The 14,646-nt window shown below is 72.8% G+C and carries 14 protein-coding genes; 5 read left to right on the forward strand and 9 right to left on the reverse strand.

Features of this window, described 5'->3' with window-relative positions; genetic code table 11:
• Nucleotides 1–18: 18 nt before the first annotated feature.
• The 4 genes from ETU37_RS15775 to ETU37_RS15790 all read right to left on the reverse strand — a co-directional run bounded on the left by ETU37_RS15775 (nucleotide 19) and on the right by ETU37_RS15790 (nucleotide 3,620).
• The gene (locus ETU37_RS15775; RefSeq protein ID WP_129988304.1) at nucleotides 19–429 is read right to left on the reverse strand and encodes an ATP-binding protein; all 411 of its coding nucleotides are present in this window, start codon (nucleotides 427–429) and stop codon (nucleotides 19–21) included.
• A gap of 218 nt (nucleotides 430–647) precedes the next feature.
• Complete coding sequence (locus tag ETU37_RS15780; RefSeq protein WP_129988305.1) at nucleotides 648–1,358, reverse strand: hypothetical protein; 711 nt, start codon at nucleotides 1,356–1,358, stop codon at nucleotides 648–650.
• Nucleotides 1,359–1,405: 47 nt separating this feature from the next.
• The gene (locus ETU37_RS15785; protein WP_129988306.1) at nucleotides 1,406–2,068 is read right to left on the reverse strand and encodes a TauD/TfdA dioxygenase family protein; all 663 of its coding nucleotides are present in this window, start codon (nucleotides 2,066–2,068) and stop codon (nucleotides 1,406–1,408) included.
• Between the two features lie 4 nt (nucleotides 2,069–2,072).
• Nucleotides 2,073–3,620 (reverse strand): sensor domain-containing phosphodiesterase, encoded by a 1,548-nt coding sequence (locus ETU37_RS15790; protein ID WP_129988307.1) that lies wholly within the window; start codon nucleotides 3,618–3,620, stop codon nucleotides 2,073–2,075.
• Between the two features lie 143 nt (nucleotides 3,621–3,763).
• On the opposite strand from ETU37_RS15790, the gene ETU37_RS15795 reads away from it, so the two are divergent.
• Complete coding sequence (locus ETU37_RS15795) at nucleotides 3,764–4,744, forward strand: sulfotransferase family protein (RefSeq protein ID WP_129988308.1); 981 nt, start codon at nucleotides 3,764–3,766, stop codon at nucleotides 4,742–4,744.
• On the opposite strand, the gene ETU37_RS15800 is transcribed toward ETU37_RS15795, so the two are convergent.
• Genes ETU37_RS15800 through ETU37_RS15815 form a run of 4 tightly spaced genes read right to left on the reverse strand, consistent with a single transcriptional unit; the run spans nucleotide 4,728 to nucleotide 8,537 of the window.
• The gene (locus tag ETU37_RS15800; protein WP_129988309.1) at nucleotides 4,728–5,627 is read right to left on the reverse strand and encodes a glycoside hydrolase family protein; all 900 of its coding nucleotides are present in this window, start codon (nucleotides 5,625–5,627) and stop codon (nucleotides 4,728–4,730) included. The two genes, ETU37_RS15795 and ETU37_RS15800, sit on opposite strands and share 17 nt — an antisense overlap.
• A 10-nt stretch (nucleotides 5,628–5,637) precedes the next feature.
• On the reverse strand, nucleotides 5,638–6,042 hold the full coding sequence (locus ETU37_RS15805; RefSeq protein WP_129988310.1) for an acyl-CoA thioesterase: 405 nt from the start codon (nucleotides 6,040–6,042) through the stop codon (nucleotides 5,638–5,640).
• 9 nt (nucleotides 6,043–6,051) lie between these two features.
• Nucleotides 6,052–6,945: a phosphotransferase family protein gene (locus ETU37_RS15810; RefSeq protein WP_129988311.1), complete on the reverse strand. Its 894-nt coding sequence runs from the start codon at nucleotides 6,943–6,945 to the stop codon at nucleotides 6,052–6,054.
• 26 nt (nucleotides 6,946–6,971) lie between these two features.
• Nucleotides 6,972–8,537: an LVIVD repeat-containing protein gene (locus ETU37_RS15815; RefSeq protein WP_165372553.1), complete on the reverse strand. Its 1,566-nt coding sequence runs from the start codon at nucleotides 8,535–8,537 to the stop codon at nucleotides 6,972–6,974.
• A 136-nt stretch (nucleotides 8,538–8,673) separates the two neighbouring features.
• On the opposite strand from ETU37_RS15815, the gene ETU37_RS15820 reads away from it, so the two are divergent.
• Nucleotides 8,674–9,366 carry a DUF305 domain-containing protein gene (locus ETU37_RS15820; protein ID WP_206053973.1) on the forward strand — a complete coding sequence of 231 codons (693 nt, stop codon included), beginning with the start codon at nucleotides 8,674–8,676 and terminating at the stop codon, nucleotides 9,364–9,366.
• A gap of 31 nt (nucleotides 9,367–9,397) precedes the next feature.
• Here ETU37_RS15820 and ETU37_RS15825 read toward each other — a convergent pair whose 3' ends face one another.
• Entirely contained in the window at nucleotides 9,398–10,306 is a 909-nt protein-coding gene (locus ETU37_RS15825; RefSeq protein ID WP_129988313.1) for a sensor histidine kinase, read from the reverse strand.
• A 150-nt stretch (nucleotides 10,307–10,456) separates the two neighbouring features.
• Between ETU37_RS15825 and ETU37_RS15830 the strand changes: the two genes are divergently transcribed.
• From ETU37_RS15830 to ETU37_RS15840, 3 genes are all read left to right on the forward strand, one after another.
• Nucleotides 10,457–11,431: a lipid kinase gene (locus ETU37_RS15830; protein ID WP_129988314.1), complete on the forward strand. Its 975-nt coding sequence runs from the start codon at nucleotides 10,457–10,459 to the stop codon at nucleotides 11,429–11,431.
• A gap of 77 nt (nucleotides 11,432–11,508) precedes the next feature.
• Nucleotides 11,509–13,278, forward strand: coding sequence for a SpoIIE family protein phosphatase (locus ETU37_RS15835; protein WP_165372555.1), 1,770 nt, complete (start codon nucleotides 11,509–11,511; stop codon nucleotides 13,276–13,278).
• Nucleotides 13,279–13,366: 88 nt separating this feature from the next.
• Nucleotides 13,367–14,611 carry an SGNH/GDSL hydrolase family protein gene (locus tag ETU37_RS15840; RefSeq protein WP_240755767.1) on the forward strand — a complete coding sequence of 415 codons (1,245 nt, stop codon included), beginning with the start codon at nucleotides 13,367–13,369 and terminating at the stop codon, nucleotides 14,609–14,611.
• Nucleotides 14,612–14,646: the final 35 nt, after the last annotated feature.

The raw sequence follows: 14,646 nt of genomic DNA on the forward strand, positions 1-14,646 counted from the left end.
AGCAGGGGTCGAACGGGTTCAGGTCCATGTCCGGGCGGGGCCAGGGTCGACGTGGGTGGCGAACGACGCCCAGACCGACTTCGAGCCCGAATCGTCGCGGCTCGCGCCCCACTCATGGCTCAGCATCTCGACCAGCACCAGTCCGCGACCACCCACGTCCGTCGCCCGTGGCGACGACCTGACCGGCAGTGAGCCTGAGCCGTCCCGGATGACCAGCAGCACCACCCCGTCCATGCTCGTCAACGTCACCGTGAACGCCGTCTGCGCGTGCACCAAGGCGTTCGTCGCGAGCTCGTTCCCGACCAGCTGTGCGTCCTCCACCAGATGCGCAAGGCCGTGCGCGACGAGATGCTCAGCGACGAAGTCGCGGACCTTCGACGCGCTCTCCGGCTCGGGCGCGAAAACCAGCTCGTGGGACCATCCAGACATCTGACCCCCTCCCCAGGGCTCGACACAGTGATGTCGGGACAGGCAGGGTCTGGACTCATGTCACCGCAACTCGCCGCCAGGTTACCTCTGGCTCGCCCCCCAGGCACCCACGAAATCGCCATCTGACGACGGCAGGCCTTCGTCCCCAAAGCGGTGACCCGACGCGCCGGCCAAGAGCGCCAGTGTCGCGACCGTCGCGGCGACCACCTGCCTGCTCATCACGCGCCCCCTCGCCCGCGGTCCCCGGCACCCCCGCCACGCGAGGACGGCGAGGCGCGCTGCGCGAGCGCGACAACCCGCTCGACGACGGCGTGCGGGTGGTGCAGCAGCTCCAGGTGCCGGCCCGGCAGCACCTCGACCGGCCAACCGGCCGAGCGGGCCAGCGCCACCTCGTCGGCATAGGTGTCGCCGAAGGCCAGGTAGGCGCAGCGCAGGCCGCCCCACCCCGCCGCCGGTACGGCGTCCGTGAAGTACGACAGCGGCAGCCGGCGTTCCTGCGCCTGCACGCGCCGGCGCGTGACGTCGTCGGGGAACAACCCGTCGAGGTCGCCCGCGTCCCACCACTGCGACCACGGCGGGAGCAGCCCGTCGTCGTCGGCGAGTCCGGCCAGGTGCGCGACGAGCGCCTCGGGCGCCGTGGGTGCGGGACCACCGTCGAGCGGCGGCAGGGCGGCGTCGACGAACACGACCGCAGCGACGTCCGCGTCGGGGGCCAGGCCCGGCACGTACAGGCCGGCGTTGCTGTGCGGCACGAGGACGAGCGGGCCGTCGGGCAGCCCGGCCCGGAACCCGGCCAGCACGTCGAGGGGCGTCCGCCCGGACGCGGCGACGACGAGCGCGCCGTGCCCGGCCGCGCGCAGCACGGCGGCGGCCGGCTCCCAGACGGCGGAGCCGAGCAGCGGGCTCGCCAGCAGCGCCACGGTGCTCACGGCCCGACTCTAGGAGCGTGACCCCAGTCGGGCCGCGAGACGCCCCGTCAGCTGATCAGCTCGTCGAGGCGGCCGTAGGCCTCGGCGTTGCCGACGAGCACCTCGCTGGGCCGGCCGTCGATCGACACCGCCACGTCACCGGGCTGCCAGGTCCACCGAAGGGTGTTCCCCAGCTTGGTGATCCGGTCCTGCAGCAGCGTGAACAGCGCGACAGACTCCGAGGAGCTGAACCCGACGAACCCCTTCACGAAGTGACCGAGCACCAGCGAGCGCTCGCCGGTCTCCGGGTGCACGCGCACGACCGGGTGCTTGGTCTCGAAGAGCTGGGAGACGAAGTCGTCGCGCGTGTCGTTGGCGTCGGGCTGCTCGTGCTCCTCGTCGCGCTGGGCGTAGTCGTAGCTGTTGGTGTGCACGGCCCACAGCCCGTCAACGAGCGCCTTGAGCGGCGCCGGCAGCCCGTCGTACGCCGCGACCGTGTTGGCCCACACCGTGTTGCCGCCGTACGGCGGGATGGTGACACCGCGCAGCACGTGGGCGCTGCCCGTGTTGACGGTCGGGTGGGCCGTGGTGAGCGGGCCCGTCCGCTCGGCGAAGGCGCGGTGGGCCTCGTCGTCGAGGTGGCCCTGGCCGCGGAGGAACACGACCTTGTGCCGCAGCAGCGCGGCGCGGATCTCCGCGACGGTCTCCGCGACCCGGTGCGGCAGCCGCAGGCGGCTAGGACCCGGCTCCGGGCCGGTGGTCCACGACGCGCCCCGGCGTCAGCACCTCGTCGGCGACCGGCATCACGTGCGCGACGACCAGCGTGGGTTGGCCCTCGCCCCCGTCGACGGTGGCAGCCCAGACCTCGACCGGTACCGCCCGGCCTTCGCGGTCGACGTACCGCTTGAGCACGCGGTGCGCGCTCTCGCTGCCGGACCGGAGCAGGTCGAGGTTGGCCGCGTCGGCGTGCCGGTCGTCGGGCCAGGTCAGGTCGTCCACGGTCATCCCGACCATCGCCGCCGGGTCGTGGCCGACGAGGTCGGCGAGGGCGTCGTTGACACGGACGATGCGGCCGCCGAGGTCGGACAGGGCCATGCCGATCGGCGCGCCGTCGAAGGCGCCCCGGAAGCGCTGCTCGACGGCGGCGAGCTCCTGCCGGGTCTCCACGAGGTCGCTGACGTCGCGGCTGGTGGAGACGTACTCGCGGATCTCACCCTCGGCGTTGCGCAGGTGCTGGACGGTCGACGCGAGCCAGCGGTACTCCCCCGACGCATGGCGGATCCGGCGGACCACGGTCTCGCCCGGCCCGGCCGTTGGCGCGCCGCCCTCGATGCCGTCGCCGGGGTGGGTGAGGTCGGAGACCAGGGTGCCCACCAGGTCCTCCGGCAGCACGCCGAGCACCCGCGTCGACGAGGCGGACGCGTAGCGGATCCGGCCCTCGGGCGAGAGTGCCATCACCAGGTCGGGCGCGGACATCCAGCTCGGGCCGTCCAGGTCCGGCTCGCGCTCCTCGGGGACCCGGTCGGCGCGCACCAGCAGGTCGGAGGGGTCGGGCACCGCGCGTCCGAAGTACCACCCCTGCGCGGCGTCGCATCCGAGCGAGACGAGCTGGCGGACCTGCTCCGGCGTCTCGACGCCCTCGGCGCAGACGGTGTAGCCGAGCAGGTGCGCGGCGTCGATCGCCAGCCGCACCACCACGGCGTCCTCGGCGCTCTCCTGCAGCCCGGCCACGAACGACCGGTCGATCTTGACCTGGTCGATCGGCAACCCGCGCAGCAGGGTGATCGACGAGAAGCCGGTGCCGAAGTCGTCGAGGGACACCCGGACGCCCAGGTCGCGCAGCCGCGCCAGCCGGGCACTGGTCACCTCGAGGTCCAGGACGGCGGCGGTCTCGGTGATCTCGAGGGTGAGCCGCTCGGGCGCGAGGCGCGAGGCGTCGAGCGCTTCGGCGACGCTGTCGACGACGTCGGGCCGGACCAGCTGCACCGGCGAGACGTTGACCGACACGGACGGTCCGTCGTCGTCGCGGGTCCAGCGGGCTGCCTCGCGGCACGCCTCCCGCAGCACCCACCGGCCGAGGTCGTGGATCAGCCCCGTGCTCTCGGCGACCCCGATGAACCGGTCCGGCGGCACGACCCCCAGCGCCTCGTCGTGCCAGCGGGCGAGGGCCTCAGCGCCGGTCGCCCGGCCGGACGGCAGGGCGACGACCGGCTGGTAGTGGAGAGCCAGGCGCTCGTCGCGGATCGCCCGGGCGAGCCGGGCCTCGAGATCGCCGGCGCTCATGCCGTCCACGGTATTGCTTCCTGCACCGTGGGCGCGGCAGAACCACCCAGATACCGAGACCCTGCCGCGGGCGCGCCCCCGGGGCTCCCGCTTTCATCACTGTGTCAGTAAACTTTGTGCCCTAAGCGACCTCAGGAGTGCTCATGGCGCGACCGGCACGACCCGACTTCCTGATCATCGGGGCCCCCAAGGCGGGCACCACCGCCCTGCACGCCGCGCTGGCGCAGCACCCCGAGGTGTTCACCAGCCGGCCGAAGGAGCCGAAGTACTGGCTCTGCGAGGACGCGCCGCCGCCGGCGTGGTGCGGGCCCGGCGACAAGCACTCGCAGCGGGAGTGGATCTGGCGGCGCGACCGGTACGACGCCCTGTTCGAGCCGGCCCGTGCCGACCAGGTGCGCGGCGAGAGCACGCCGTTCTACCTGTGGAGCCGCGGCGCCCACCGCCGGATCGCCGAGGGGCTGCCCGACGCCCGCGTCATCGCGGTGGTGCGCGACCCGATCGACCGCGCGTACAGCAACTGGATGCACCTGTGGTCCGACGGGCTCGAACCGGTCGGCGACTTCGAGGCCAGCCTGGCCCGCCAGCAGGAGCGGATCGACGCGGGCTGGGCACCGTTCTGGCGCTACCTCGAGCTCGGGCGGTACGGCGAGCAGCTCGCGCACCTGCGGCGGTACGTCGACCCGGAGCGGATCCTCGTGCTGCGATACCGCGACATCGTCGACCACCCGGCCGACGCGGTGGACCGGACGTGCCGGTTCCTCGGGATCGGCACCGGGCGGGTGTCGAGCATCCCGAAGGACAACGCGCGGCCGTTCGTCGAGCCGGGCTGGCGCCCGCGGGTGCTGGGGCCGGCGGTGCGCGCCGGCGCGCGGCTCGGCCAGTTCGCCCCGCCGGAGCTGTGGCGCCGGGCCAGCGAGCCTGTCGTCGCGCGGCTGCAGGGGGCCAGCAACGGCCATCGCCCCCGGCTCGCCGAGGAGGTGCGGGAGCGGCTGGTGCCGCGGTTCGCCGACGACGTGCTGCTGCTGCAGGAGCTGACCGGCGACGACTTCGGCGACTGGCTGGGCACCGAGAGCCGCGGCTCGTTCCAGGAGCGCGCGTCGGAGCGGCTCAGCGAACCAGCGTGACCAGGTCGTGCGCCCCGTCGGGCCGCGCGGCCTCGACGTAGTAGCGCACCCGGCCGTCGGGCAGCTCGACCGCCGTGGCGTAGCGGAACGCGCCGTCGCTGTGCGGGGAGCCGATCGGCCCGACGGCGTCGTCGGGCACCAGCCGGCTGCCGTCCCAGCGCGCGACGCTCGTGGTCTCGTACCAGTTGGACGCCGCGTCGGGACGCCCGTCGTACAGCACCGTGAGGGGCTCGCCCTCACGCGTGGGGAGCACCGTCGTCACGCGCGCGCCGCGCTCGTCCCAGGCGCCGGCCCGCCCGGCGAGCACGACGCCGTGGTCGGTCCAGGTCAGGCCGTCGTCGCTGGTGAGGTGCCGGGTGGTCATCCGGTCCTCGTGGCCCGCCTCGTCGAGCGGGTGGCAGCACAGCCAGCAGTCCCAGCCGTCGGGCCCGCGCGTGATGACCGGGTCCTTGACGCCGGCGTGCTCGTCGCCGGGCAGCACGACCTGCTGGTGGCCGGCGGGCAGGTCCTCGACGGTCGACGCGGTGAGGCTGTCGACCCACCAGTGCTTGGACCCGGGCGTCGCGCAGGACAGGTAGAGCCGCCAGCCGAGGCCGGGCACGGGCACGAGCACCGGCTTCTCGAACGACTCGGCGCCGAAGGCCTCGCGGTCGATCTCGGTGACGGTCTCGAACTGCACGCCGTCGCCGGAGCGGGCGACCACGACGCTGACGCCGCGGCCGTCGGTGAGCGGTCGCCGCACCCGCCAGGTGAGCCAGAACGTGCCGTCGACGAGCACCGCGCTCGCCGCGCCGGACCAGTTGCCGGGACCATCGCCGGGCGCGGGCACGACCACGGTGACGTCGTCGTAGGACGGGAGACGGGTCAGCGAGGTCGTGGTCATGCCCACGATTCTAGTCGAGCGACCCGCTCGACTTTGAAAGCGCCAGGGCCGTCCGCTCGTGGTCCCGCACCGGGCGTGACGCGCCGGTGGCCGGGTCGCGCAGCACGACGACGACGCGGGTGCGCGCCACCTCGCGGCCGTCCCCCGCGATCACGGCCTCGCGCAGGGTGACGCTGGACGTGCCGACGCGCTCCACCTCGAAGGTCGCCCGCACCCGGTCGTCGGCGAGCACGAGCGAGGAGAGGTAGTCGATCTCGACCCGGGCGACGACGTACTGCTCGGGGTCGTCGACGCCCACGGAGGCGAACCAGCGGGCCCGGAGCGTGTCGAGGAAGGTGAGGTACTCAGCGTGGTAGACGTGCCCGAACGCGTCGACGTCGCGGAACCGCAGCTCCAGCCAGGACTCCTCACCCATGGAGCGAGGCTAGCCAGCCAGGACGTCGGCGAGGCGCTGCTCGAGCCGCGCGCGGGCCTGCTCGTCGCTCACGTCGATCCCCTGCTCGCGCCACGGCTGCGCGACCTTGACCGGGTCGGGGAGGTAACCGACGACGTCCATGACGTGCCAGTACCTCCGCGCGTCGCCGAGCGGCCCCGGCAGGCACCGCTCCACGAAGCCGGTCGCGACGTCCGGGCCGTGCAGCATCGCGAGGTAGGTCGCGGCGTGCGCGACGTCGAGCTCGGCCGGACCCCACGACGTCTCGACCCAGTCGACGACACCGGTGACGACGCCGTCCTGCCAGAGCACGTTGCCGAGGTGGAGGTCGCGGTGCAGGAACGTCCCCGAGTACGCCGGGGTCGGCAGCGCGAGCACCTCGAAGGCCGACGCCCACAGCGCCGGCCGGCCGGCCCACCCGGGCAGCTGCCACTTCGCCGGCGGCGCCCAGCTCTGGTACTCCCGCGGCCGCGGGTCGGCGTCGACGGCGTGCACGTCCGCGACCAGCGCCGCGAGCGTGTCGAGCAGGGCGTCGTCGCAGCGGCGCAGCTCGAGAGCCCCGGGCAGGACCGACATCAGGTGGGCCGGGTCGCCGGCCGCGGCACCGTCGGCGTCCAGCGCGAGGCTGGTGGGCGCCGGCACCGCCGTACCCGCGAGGAGGCGCTGCACGTCGCGCTCCCGGGTCAACAGCCCCTCGCCGTGCCGTCGCCACGGGTCGCGGGTCAGCACCCGCAGCACGGCCTCGTCACCGTCGGCGGCGGTGAGCCGAAGCATCGTCGAGGTCCAGCCACCGGTCAGCGGACGAGCCGCGACCACGTCGCGCCCCCACGCCCGGGCCGCCCACGCAACGGACCCCGGAACCGTGGTGGTTCCGGGGTCCGTCATGCGTGCGAGTGTCGCAGGCCCGCAGGTCAGCCGTTGTAGGACGGCTGCGACTGCGGGTTGAAGACGTCCATCGGGTTCTTGGACGCGCGGTTGATGACCCTGTCATCGACCTTGATGACGTCGAAGCCCTTCTGGATGTCGTTGGAGTAGATGTAGCCGTTGTAGTAGTACGCGGACCACGACCCACCGATCTGCCCGGCGGGGAGCGGACCCCGGTCGAACCAGGCGATCTCCTGCGGCTTCGTCGAGTTGGTGAAGTCGAACACCGAGATGCCGCCCTGGTACCAGGCCTGCACCATGATGTCCTTGCCGTTCACCGGGATCAGCGACCCGTTGTGGGCCACGCAGTTCTCGGTGGAGCCCTGGGTCCGCGAGATCTTGTAGTAGCTCTTGAACGCCAGGTTGCCGTCCTCGATGTCGTAGATCCCGTCCGCGCCGCGGTTGGGGCCGACCTCGGGGTTGCACGTCGCGGCACCGCCACCGCCGAGCTCGTCGGTGAACAGCACCTTGGTGCCGTCGTTGTTGAACGTGGCGGAGTGCCAGAAGGCGAAGTTGGTCGTGTCGCGGACCTGCTCGGTCACGACGGGGTTCTCGCGGTCCTTGATGTCGAGCAGGATGCCGTCACCCATGCAGGCGCCCGCGGCGATGTCCTTCGACGGGTACGCCGTGATGTCGTGGCAGCCGCTGGTCGTGCTGGACCCGTTGCCACCCGGGTTGCCGCCCTCCGGGAAGAGCACCGGCTTCGAGACCACCGCAGCGGTCTCCGGCGCGGCCACCGGGATCTTCACGACCGAGATGTAGTCGTGCGGCGGCTGGCAGTCGGGGAACGACGCGTTGGGGCTGTACGACGAGACGTAGGCGTAGAGGTTCGCGCCGTCCTGGCTCGGGGCGAGCGAGTGCGTGTGCGAGCCGCAGTCGGTCTCGACGGCGGCGACGTACCGCGGGTTGGCCGGGTCGCTGATGTCGAAGACCCGGATGCCCTCCCACGACTCCTTGATCGTCGCGGACTGCGCGACGTTGTCGCAGGTGTTGTTGCTGCGGCTGGAGTCGACGCTCAGCACGAGCAGGTTTCCGTAGACCGAGATGTCGTTCTGCGAGCCGGGGCAGACGACCTGGCTGACGACCTTGGGCTCCTCGGGCTTCGAGATGTCGTAGACCATGAAGCCCTCGTAGTTGCCGGCGTAGGCGTAGCTGCCCTGGAACGCCAGGTCGCTGTTGAGTGCGCTGGTCGAGTCGAACCGGCCCTGCTTGGGCAGGTTCGCGACGAGCTTGGTGTTGGGGCTCGAGTCGACCTCGCCCTCGGCGAGGTCGGACTCGAAGCTCTTGGTCTGCGCGAGGTCCTGGCCGGGGAGGCAGGCCTTCGCGAAGTTGTCGCCCGCCGCCTCGAGGCGGTCCTCGCGGGCGTCGGTGCAGAGGTCCTTGGCGCCGGACTGCTCCCGAGCGCCGGTGGCGTTGTCGTGGTTGCCGTGCGCGAGCACCGGACCTGCGGACAGCGTGAGTCCGAGGGCCAGGGCGGCCGCGGCGGCGAGGCGGGCGCGTCCGGGCAGGGACGTGCCTCTCCGAGATGAGTACATGAACCCGAGACCTTTCATGTCGACGATCGCTCCGGGGTTTCCGAAGCGGTCGATACCGTCGTACCGTGCGTCAGATGCGAAAGTAAAGATGTTTTCGCCGTTTTGGACGTGTTCGGCCGGAGGAAGTGCCGGTCGTCACCGATGGAGGAGAACCGTGCTCGGACGACTCTCCCGCCCTCTGGCCGTCACGGCCGCCGGGCTGGCCCTCGCCCTGTCCCTGTCCGCCTGTACGTCGGACGAGGGCGCCGGTCCGGCTGCCGCGGCGAGCGGTGACGGCTCACCCGGCATCCTCCAGCCCGGCGGCCCCGGCGAGGAGAACAGCACGATCGCGCCCGAGGACGCCGAGAAGGCGGTCGAGCCGAAGTTCAACGAGGCCGACGTGGCCTTCATGCAGATGATGGTGCCGCACCACGCGCAGGCCATCGTGATGGCCAGGCTCGCCAGGACGCACGCCGCCAGTGCGCAGGTCCGCGACCTCGCCGCCCGGATCCGCGCCGCCCAGGGGCCCGAGATCCTGATGATGGCCGCCTGGCTGAAGGAACGCGACATGGCCGTCCCCACGGCGGCCGAGGACCCGAGCGAGTGGGACCACAGCCAGCACGGCCACAACGGGATGATGGGCATGCTGACCGAGGCGCAGATGAAGGAGCTCACGAAGGCCCGTGGCACGGCGTTCGACCGGCTCTTCCTCGAGGGCATGATCCAGCACCACCAGGGCGCGATCGACATGGCCGACGACGTCGCCGTCGACGGCATCGACATCATGGTGAGCGAGGTCGCCTCCGACGTCGCGCTCACCCAGACGGCCGAGATCGGCCGGATGCACGAGATGCTCGACCGCGCCTGACCCGGCCGCCGGACCCTGTCGATCGCAGGGCTCAGAGCCAGGTGTGCAGCCGCACCTGCGTGCCGTGCTCGCCCGAGCGCACCTGGACCAGGTCGCAGAGCTGGTTGGCGATCCAGACACCGCGACCGTGCTCCGAGGCGAGCTCGATCGAGCCGCGCCCGACCAGCAGGTCGTCGATGACCCCGGGGTCGCGCACGTCGACGACGAGCGACCCGGCGCCCCGCCAGACGGCCACGGACCCGCTGCCGCCGCCGTGCACCACGCTGTTGGCCGCGACCTCGTGGACCGCGAGCACCAGGTCGTCGGTGGTGTGGGGGTGCAGCCGGACCGCCTCCGCCTCCCGCCGTACGAGGCCCCGCACCAGGCCCAGCGTGGCGCCGTCGAAGGGGATCCCCGCCGTGCCCTCCGGGGCGCCGGGCAGCGGCCGGGTGAACATCAGCCGCGCGTGCTCGATCCCCGTCACCAGGTCGTCGACACCCGTGTGGACGCGGGCCGCCTCCTCGACGACCCCGGCCGGCAGGCCGCGGCGGTCGTAGGGGCAGAGCAGCCGCAGCGGCCGGGTCGGCTCGAACGCGAGGTTGAACAACGCCTCGTTGAGCAGCGTCTCGGAGAGCTCCGCGTCGCTCCGGCCGGGCCAGGCCGGCTCCGCGACCCCGTTGAGCGGAGCGTCCGCGTCGTGCTCCTGGAGCATCGTGCGCCAGGCCGGGATCAGGCAGGCGGGGTTGCGGCCGATGTCGGCCATGTCGATCCACTCGACGGCGCGGGCCCGGTCGCCCATCGCGTCGCGGACGAGCGTCAGCCGCCGCCCCGCGAGCGCGACCAGCGTCGGTTCACCGCGCTCGACGCCGCCTTCGACGAAGGGCAGCACAGCAGGGAGGAGACCCGCTCCTCCGTCGTAGAAGACCACGTCGTGGCGAAACGCTGCCCCAGCCACTCCCACCCCCCGGCGTCAATGACCCGTCCACTCTGCGCGCGGACCGCCGCGAGCGACACCCCCGGTCCGGACCAGTTTCCGCCCGGTCCGCCACCCGAACGCGCGCCACAGCCCCGTCTCACGAACCTCTCAGAGTCGCCGCCTACGTTCGCCCGCATGAGGAACGCCGCCGAAGCTCGCAGCGCCGCCGTCGTCGTCAACACCGGGGCGCGGCGAGGAGCGCGCGCGTACGACGAGGCGATGACGCAGCTCGATGCCGAGGGCGTGCCGGTGCTCTCCGCCCACACGGTCGAGTCCGGCGGTCAGCTCGCCGAGGTCCTCGACCGGGTGGTGGCCGACGGTCCGGACCTGCTCGTGGTCGGCGGCGGGGACGGCACCGTGGCTTGTGCCGCCGCGCGGGTCGCCGGCACCTCGATGACGCTGGGCGTGCTGCCCCTCGGCACCGCCAACGACTTCGCCCGCACCCTCGGCCTGCCGCCGGACGTGGCTTCGGCGTGCTCGACGCTCGCGAGCGGGTCGGTCGTGGACGTCGACCTCGGTCGCCTCGACGGCCGCGCCTACCTCAACGTCGCGTCGGCCGGGCTCTCCGTCGGCGTGACCGAGGCGCTCAGCCCGCGCCTCAAGCGCCGGCTCGGCCCGGTCGCCTACCCGGTCGCCACGCTCCGGGCCTACCGGCGGCACGCCCCGTTCGCCGCCCGGTTGACCTTCCCCGAGGGCGACCACGAGGCGCTCGAGCTCGACGACCTGCTCCAGGTGGCGGTCGGCAACGGGCGCCACTACGGCGGCGGCAACGCGGTCTCACCCACCGCGGGCATCGACGACCACCTGCTCGACGTGTCCGTCATCGTGCGCGGGAGGCTGCGCGAGCACGTCAGCATCGCCCGGCTGCTCAAGGACGGCTCGTTCGTCGATCACGACCGCGTCGTGCACCTCACCACGCGCGCCGTACGCCTGGAGACCGACCGGCCGATGCCGGTGAACCTGGACGGCGAGGTGGCCGGCAGCACCCCGGGCACCTTCACCGTCGACCGCAACGCGCTGCACGTGGTCGTCCCGGCAGGCAGCACGGCCGCCGTGCTGGACGGAACCCGGGCGTCCGTCCTCGAGGATCGCGGAAGCGGGCTGCCCTGATTCCCTTCCCCATCCCGCCGGAAGGACGACAATGGGCGCGTCCGGCGGGACGGACGGGGGAGGGAGGGGTCGCGGTCGTGCAGCGCTACATCGACGAGCTCAGCCTCCTGCACGCCATCCGGCTCTGCGTGGTGGCGACCGACGCCGAGGGTGTGGTCACCTTCGCCAACGAGGCCGGCGCCGAGGCCTTCGCGGCGACCCGGGACGAGCTGGTCGGCCGGCGCCTGACCGAGCTCATCGAGCCCGCGGACGCCGAGGAGCCGATGATGAAGGTGCTGGCCGGCGAGACCTGGCGCGGGGACGCGCACGCCCGGCGGCTCGACGGCGCGACCTGGCTGGCCGGACTGGCCGCAACTCCGGTCCGTGACGAGAACGGCGTGGTCGTCGGCATGGTCGTGGTCGCCGACGACATGACGGCCGCCCGCGAGGACGAGGCGCTCCGCGCGGCCGCCGCCGAGCGGCTCCGCCTCGCGCACCGCGCGGCCCGGCTGGGCGCGTGGCAGTGGCGGATGTCCGACGGGGCGGTGCTCTGGGACCGGCGGCTGGAGGAGATCTTCGGGCTGCCGCCGGGCGGGTACGACGGCACCTTCGAGACCTGGGCGAACATGCTGCACCCGGAGGACTCGCCGGAGATGCTGGCCATCGTCGACGAGGCGCTCTCCACGCTGTCGCCGTACGTCCTGCGCTCGCGGATCGTGCACCCCGACGGCAGCGTGCACGCGATCGAGGCGTTCGGGGAGGTCACCAAGGACGAGCACGGCGACGCCTCCGGCACCATCGGCGTGGTCCGCGACGTCACCCACGAGAAGGAGACCGCGCGCGACCTCGAGCGCGCCTACGCGCAGCAGCGGCTGGCCAGCGCCCGCAGCGAGCTGCTCCGCCAGCTGATGTCGGAGCTGACCCTGGCCGAGACGGCTGCCGAGATCTCCGCTGCCCTGGAGCCGCACCTCGTCGCGATCGAGGCGCTCATGGGTGGCCGGGCCCGGCTCCGGGTGCCCGACGACCTGACCCTGCTCGCCGACGGCGGCACGGCGTTCCTGCGCGGCACGCGCGAGCTGCCGTCCTCGGACCTGATCCTGCTCGACGACCTGGCCGCCCAGGTGTCGCTCGCCGCGGTCCGCGCGCACCACCAGCAGCGCACCACCGAGATCGCCGACCAGCTGCAGAGCAGCCTGGCCGCGAGCCCGCTGCCCGAGGTCCCGGGTGTGCAGATCGCCGCCAGCTACGCCCCCGGCGGTGACGAGCTCGAGCACGTCGGCGGCGACTGGTACGACGTGATCGAGACCGAGAGCGGCGAGATCGCCCTCGTCGTCGGCGACGTGATGGGCCGGGGCGTGCACGCGGCCACCACGATGATCCGGGTGCGCGCCGGCATCCGCGGCCTGGTCACGGTCGACCCGGAGCCGGGCGTGGTGATGACCCGGGCGGACCAGCTGGTCAGCCGCGACGCCGGCGACCAGTTCGTGACAGCGGTGACCCTGCTGCTCGACGCGGCCGGGCACCGGCTGCGGCTCTGCAACGCCGGGCACGTGCCCGCGGTCGTCGCGGACGCCGACGGCTTCGTCCAGGTCGTCGGCGGCGGCACCGGCGTGCCCCTCGGCCTGCTCGACGACGTCGACCGCGAGGTGCTCGACGTCCCCCTCGAGCCCGGCGCCACCGTCGTCCTCGTCACCGACGGCGTCATCGAGGCCCGCGACCACGACGTCGACGTCGGCGTCGCCGCCCTCGTCGCCCAGGTCGGCGCCAGCGTGCGCAAGCCGGTCGACGAGCTCGCGGCGGACGTCGCCGCCCTCGCGGACCGGTCCCTGCTCGACGACGTGACGGTGCTGGTCGCACGCCTCGCCTGACGCTGCCTCTTCCCAGGCGACGCGGGGGTCGCTAGGTTCCTTGCCGTCGACCTGCCGGGGGGACCGTGCAGTCGAAGGAGACATTCTCGTGGCTCTGCTCCACCCCGCCCGGCGTCGACGATCCCGCTTCGCCGTCGGCCTCGCCCTGCTCACCGCCCTGCTGTCCAGCGGGCTCGTCGTGCTCACCGCGCCCGCCGCCTCCGCGGACGGCCCGGGTGTCGGCACGCCCTGGGTCGTCACGCTCGGCGACTCCTACATCTCCGGCGAGGCCGGCCGCTGGGCCGGGTCATCCAACGCGTCCAGCAGCCGGGCCGACGCGCTCGGTCCCACCGCCTACTACGACAACGCCTCCGGCACCGCCGAGCAGATCGACCGGTGCCACCGCAGCAAGGCGTCGGAGGCGTACGTCGGTGGTGGCGTCAACGGCCTCAACCTCGCGTGCAGCGGCGCCCGGACCTCGACGTACACGGACTCCAACGGGCGCTTCAAACCCGGCCTGGACTTCTACAACAGCGGCGGCCAGCAGGGTCAGGCGCTGATGCTGCAGAACTTCGCGGCCTCCCACAACGTGAGGATGGTCGTGGTCTCGATCGGCGGCAACGACTTCAACTTCGCCTCGATCGTCCAGCAGTGCGTGACGGACTTCCTCGCGTCGCCGACGTGGTGGAAGGACTACTGCAAGGACGACAGCTCGGTGACGCAGAACTTCACCGCCGCGAACGTCGCCGCCGTCCGCGCCCGGGTCGCCACGGCGTACGCCAACGTGCGGCAGGCGATGCGCAACGCCGGGTACGCCGACACGCAGTGGACGCTGCTGGTGCAGAACTACCCGTCGCCGATCCCCAACGGCAGCGGCTTCCGCTACTCCGAGAGCGGCTACACCCGGCAGAGCACCGGCGGCTGCGGCTTCTGGAACGCCGACGCCGACTGGGCCAACGGCAGCGCGCTGCCGACGATCAACGCGGCCGTCACCGGTGCCGCAGCCGATGCCGGGATCACCAACCGGAAGACGCTCGACCTCGCGTCGGCGTTCAACGGGCGGCGGCTGTGCGAGAGCACCGTCGGGCTCTACGAGGAGCGCGGTATCGCCGACTGGCGCAGCGCCGGCGCGGTCGACCAGACGGAGTGGGTCAACCAGATCCGCACGGTGTCGACGTGCTGCTCGAACAGCCCGTACTACGTCCAGGAGAGCCTGCACCCCAACTACTGGGCACAGCTCGCGACCCGCTCGTGCGTGCGGCAGGCCTACAACGGCGGCGTGCCACGTGGCGGCGCCTGCCGGATCGCGGGGTCCGGCCTGGTCAACGGCGAGCCACGGATGAGCCTGTCCTGAGCTGAGTACGTCTACTCAGCGGGTTGAGTGCGGGA

Source organism: Nocardioides iriomotensis (assembly GCF_004168035.1).
GTDB classification, from domain to species: Bacteria; Actinomycetota; Actinomycetes; order Propionibacteriales; family Nocardioidaceae; genus Nocardioides_B; species Nocardioides_B iriomotensis.

Excerpts from the sequence above, each read along its gene's own strand:
- ETU37_RS15775 (WP_129988304.1), bottom strand. The coding sequence starts at position 429 with ATGTCTGGATGGTCCCACGAGCTGGTTTTCGCGCCCGAGCCGGAGAGC.
- ETU37_RS15790 (WP_129988307.1), bottom strand. The coding sequence starts at position 3,620 with ATGAGCGCCGGCGATCTCGAGGCCCGGCTCGCCCGGGCGATCCGCGAC.
- ETU37_RS15795 (WP_129988308.1), top strand. The coding sequence starts at position 3,764 with ATGGCGCGACCGGCACGACCCGACTTCCTGATCATCGGGGCCCCCAAG.
- ETU37_RS15800 (WP_129988309.1), bottom strand. The coding sequence starts at position 5,627 with ATGACCACGACCTCGCTGACCCGTCTCCCGTCCTACGACGACGTCACC.
- ETU37_RS15805 (WP_129988310.1), bottom strand. The coding sequence starts at position 6,042 with ATGGGTGAGGAGTCCTGGCTGGAGCTGCGGTTCCGCGACGTCGACGCG.
- ETU37_RS15810 (WP_129988311.1), bottom strand. The coding sequence starts at position 6,945 with ATGACGGACCCCGGAACCACCACGGTTCCGGGGTCCGTTGCGTGGGCG.
- ETU37_RS15815 (WP_165372553.1), bottom strand. The coding sequence starts at position 8,537 with ATGAAAGGTCTCGGGTTCATGTACTCATCTCGGAGAGGCACGTCCCTG.
- ETU37_RS15830 (WP_129988314.1), top strand. The coding sequence starts at position 10,457 with ATGAGGAACGCCGCCGAAGCTCGCAGCGCCGCCGTCGTCGTCAACACC.